The organism is Paracidovorax cattleyae, from assembly GCF_900104515.1.
Lineage (GTDB): Bacteria > Pseudomonadota > Gammaproteobacteria > Burkholderiales > Burkholderiaceae_C > Paracidovorax > Paracidovorax cattleyae.
This window is the reverse complement of the sequence record NZ_FNJL01000080.1, coordinates 1-3,400: the sequence shown is the minus strand read 5'-3', so window position 1 is coordinate 3,400 and position 3,400 is coordinate 1. Positions and strand designations below refer to the sequence as shown.

At 62.8% G+C, this 3,400-nt stretch carries 4 protein-coding genes and 1 pseudogene; 4 read left to right on the top strand and 1 reads right to left on the bottom strand.

All coding sequences use genetic code 11. The features are described from left to right. A pseudogene (locus tag BLR05_RS27430) lies at window positions 1-99 on the bottom strand (integrase catalytic domain-containing protein); the annotation flags it as partial. 2 nt (window positions 100-101) lie between these two features. Here BLR05_RS27430 and BLR05_RS25515 point away from each other — a divergent pair. The 4 genes from BLR05_RS25515 to BLR05_RS25500 all read left to right on the top strand — a co-directional run. After that, entirely contained in the window at window positions 102-410 is a 309-nt protein-coding gene (locus BLR05_RS25515) for a LysR substrate-binding domain-containing protein (RefSeq protein WP_167361353.1), read from the top strand. A gap of 132 nt (window positions 411-542) precedes the next feature. Beyond that, window positions 543-1,460 (top strand): NAD(P)-dependent oxidoreductase, encoded by a 918-nt coding sequence (locus tag BLR05_RS25510; RefSeq protein WP_244160194.1) that lies wholly within the window; start codon window positions 543-545, stop codon window positions 1,458-1,460. Between the two features lie 45 nt (window positions 1,461-1,505). Further along, on the top strand, window positions 1,506-2,453 hold the full coding sequence (locus tag BLR05_RS25505) for a Bug family tripartite tricarboxylate transporter substrate binding protein (RefSeq protein ID WP_092840612.1): 948 nt from the start codon (window positions 1,506-1,508) through the stop codon (window positions 2,451-2,453). 194 nt (window positions 2,454-2,647) lie between these two features. Next, the coding region (locus tag BLR05_RS25500; RefSeq protein ID WP_092840609.1) for a hypothetical protein at window positions 2,648-3,400 on the top strand (753 nt) is incomplete at its 3' end.

The window sequence follows — 3,400 nt, the reverse complement described above, 5'->3', positions numbered from 1 at the left end:
GTTGAGCAAGTGCCGAACGCCCCGGGCCGCCGCCCAGGCCATGAACGCCCGGCTGGTGAACTCCGGCCCCTGGTCTGTGCGGATCGCCCGCGGGTGGCCAGTTGATCGAGGCCGCGCTCAAGAAGATTGGTGCGTCACTGCATTCACGATTCGATGTCTGGCAAATGGATGTCGCATGCGCGCTCGCCGCATCCGGGATTGGCGTAGCACTGGTCGATGAATTCACGGTGCAGGCACACCCTAACGATCGCCTCAGGGCCGTGCCGATCGCCGAAGACATCTTGCTGACCCCGGCGGTAGTGCGCTCGTCGCTTGGCGTCGCAAGACCCTATGTCGCCCCATTCATCGCTGCCTTCAAAGAACAGGCGGCTCAAGAGCGGATGGACTTCACGGCCTCCATGGTGAATTGAAATGGCTCCTTATGTTTAATATAAATAATTGTTGAAATCCGCAGGAGACGGTCGATCAATTAACCAATATGCATACTGCACCGGATATTTAGCAATCGTCACATTCCACCTGTCGGCATAGCATTTCGACCGTTGAGTGCATTACTGGGAGGGATGATGCGTATTGGTTTGATCGGGACTGGGAATATCAGCCGGCATTTCGTCAGGCGTTGGGTTGGGGCAGGTCATGTGGTCATCGTGATCGACTGCAACGCTACAGCCGTATCCGCGGCGCTGGAATATGGTGCGGTCGCAGCGGGCGGATTGGATGAGATGCTGGCCGAGGTCAGCGTGGTCTGCATGAGCTTGCCAACGCCCGACAGCGCGCTATCGGTCGTTCGGGAGTTGGCTGGGCGCTCAGGGCGGCGTAGACCAAATGTACTTGTGGATCTGTCCACGATAGGACCAGAGGCCACCCGTGAGGCGAAAGCATTGATGGACGAGGCAGGCTTGCGTTTCCTGAGCGCTCCCGTCATCGGAGGGCTGACAGCTGCTGTGCGCGGTGAACTGACCATAATGGCTGCTGGCTCGCTGGATGCATACGGAAGCGCATTACTCGCCTTGGAAGCGATCGGAAAGCACGTCTTCTATCTCGGCACCGACGTGGCCAGCGGGCAAACCCTTCGGGTACTCAACAGCGTGCTCTATGCGACGTCGATGCTCGCAAGCTTCGAGGTGATGGCCTGCGGCGCCGCTGCCGGGATTGAACCGCACATGGTCCTGGACGTCATCAATCGATCGAGCGGTAGGTCATTCGCCACGCAGGAGCGGCGCGCCAGCGGGTTGTTAGACCGGAGCTTTCCACCGCGCTTCAGCAGCAGCCTTCTCCGCAACGACGTACATCTGGGGCTCCAGGCCGCCGAGGCGCTTGGCGTGCCGATGGACGTTTGCCGCACGGCATTGCGCCTGCTCGACGTGGTGATCGCGGATGGATTCGGCGAGGCAGGCAACACCACGGCCATTAAATCCGTGGACCGGGTGGCCGAGGTCGCTTTCAGCAGCGCCCCTTGAGCGCCGATCTGAGAGCTGCACAGAACAACAGACCGAGGAGAAACCATGAAGAAACGCATCGTCGCATTCCTCATTGCCGCGGCGCCGCTGGTGGCTGCCGCGTTTCCGGACAGGCCGATCCGGCTCGTGGTACCGATGCCCGCTGGCAGCATCACGGATGTCGTGGCGCGAACACTGGCCGACGCGATGGCGGTACGCCTGAAGCAGCCGATCGTCGTGGACAATCAGGCAGGCGCCGGCAACCTCGTAGGCACTATGGCAGCGGTTCGTGCTGCACCGGATGGCTACACATTGCTCATGGTGGGCGTCACCAATGGAGCCAGTAACTTGGCGGTCATGAAATCGCTGCCGTACGATCCACGAAAGGACTTCACGCCGATTTCCCTGATCGGCGAGTCCCCCTTCCTGCTGGTCTCCAGCAAATCGCTGCCTGTCCGGTCTGCGCAGGAACTTGCCGCCTATGGCAAGGCCCATGCTGGCAAGCTTTCCTATGGGTATGGGGCGGGGAGCACCCAGTTGATGGCCGCTCGCTTCGTTTCGGTGATGGGCTTCAACGCCACCGCGGTAGGCTACAAGGGAACGCCGCAGGCCATGGCGGATTTGATAGGCGGCAACACGGACTTTGTCGTTGCCGATCTCGTCAACGGCATGCAGGCGGTGCGTTCCGGGCGCGTGACCGCGCTGGGTGTCACTTCCGCACGGCGCACGCCGCTGGCGCCGGATATCCCGACGCTTGCGGAGCAAGGCCTCAAGGACTACGACCTGACCGCGTGGATTGGCGTGGCGGCTCCTGCGAACACCTCTCCCCAGATCGTCGCTGTGCTCAACGCCACGCTGCGCGAGGTGCTCGCCGATCCATCCATCAAGCAGCGCTTCGATACCGTCGGCCTGGCCGTGTCACCGTCTTCGCCAGAAGAGTTCGGTCGGCTGATTCGCGAGGACATCGAGAAGTGGGGCGAAATCGCCAGAAGTACCGGCATCGCACCCCCGTAAGGTCGTGCCCTTGAGCGACTGAGCGGCCCACACGTCCGCATCGCTTCGGATCGCGGCCAGGGCTGACGACGTGCCCGGGCCAGCGGCCCGCCATTCCATTTCCATCAATTCCATGCCCGCGAGGGCAGGGGCGGACTCGCGCCCCAAAAGGCCGGTTGTACGCATGCGTGGCACCCGGGAGGAGAGACACGATCATGCATTCCCACTCCAACGTACATGACGCACTGGCCGCGGCGCTGGTGCCGCTTGCCAAGCCGAGCAGCTTCAAGGACCCGGTGGTGCGCGGGCATGTCCTGCACGTCGCGCAAGCGCTGGCAGCCGTGCGCTGTGCCTTGGAGACCAGCGCGCATGCAGTCGGCATTGCGCGCTTGCGCGCACTGGGCGTTACTGTAGCGCAGCTTGCCAGGGTCGCGGACCGGCTGCCGCGCGGCCCTCTGCATGGCATGGTCACGAGCAGGGTCCGTGCCTCCGCCAGTTGGGCGGGCGGCATGCTGGAGTATGGCTGGAGTGGGCTTGCGCCCACGTCTCAGGTGGCGTGGGCGCTGGGCATCGACCCCAGGGATTTCAGCACAGCGGCGGAAAATCCGACTTTGCACTGGATCGCATGCGGCACCGTGCCGCTGTACCTGACGCAGACTTGGCTGGTGTTGGGTGGGGTGATCGACGCCGCGTTGCTACGTGGGTTGGGCGATCTGGCGCGAAGCGTGTGCGACCAACCGGACATGCGTTGCCCGGTTTTCGGGAGTAGCTATCGGGATACCGTTCACCAGTTGGAGTGCATGGCGGACACGCTTCTCGCCATGGACCTGCGGATGCAGGAATGCGCCTGGATGCTGGCGCAGCTCTCCAAAAGGCTGGACCCACTGGCTGGGCGTGTGCTGTCCGCGCTGGATGCACGGTACAGCGGTGCGACAGGGCTGCCGGTGGAGTACATCTACTCGGAGTTC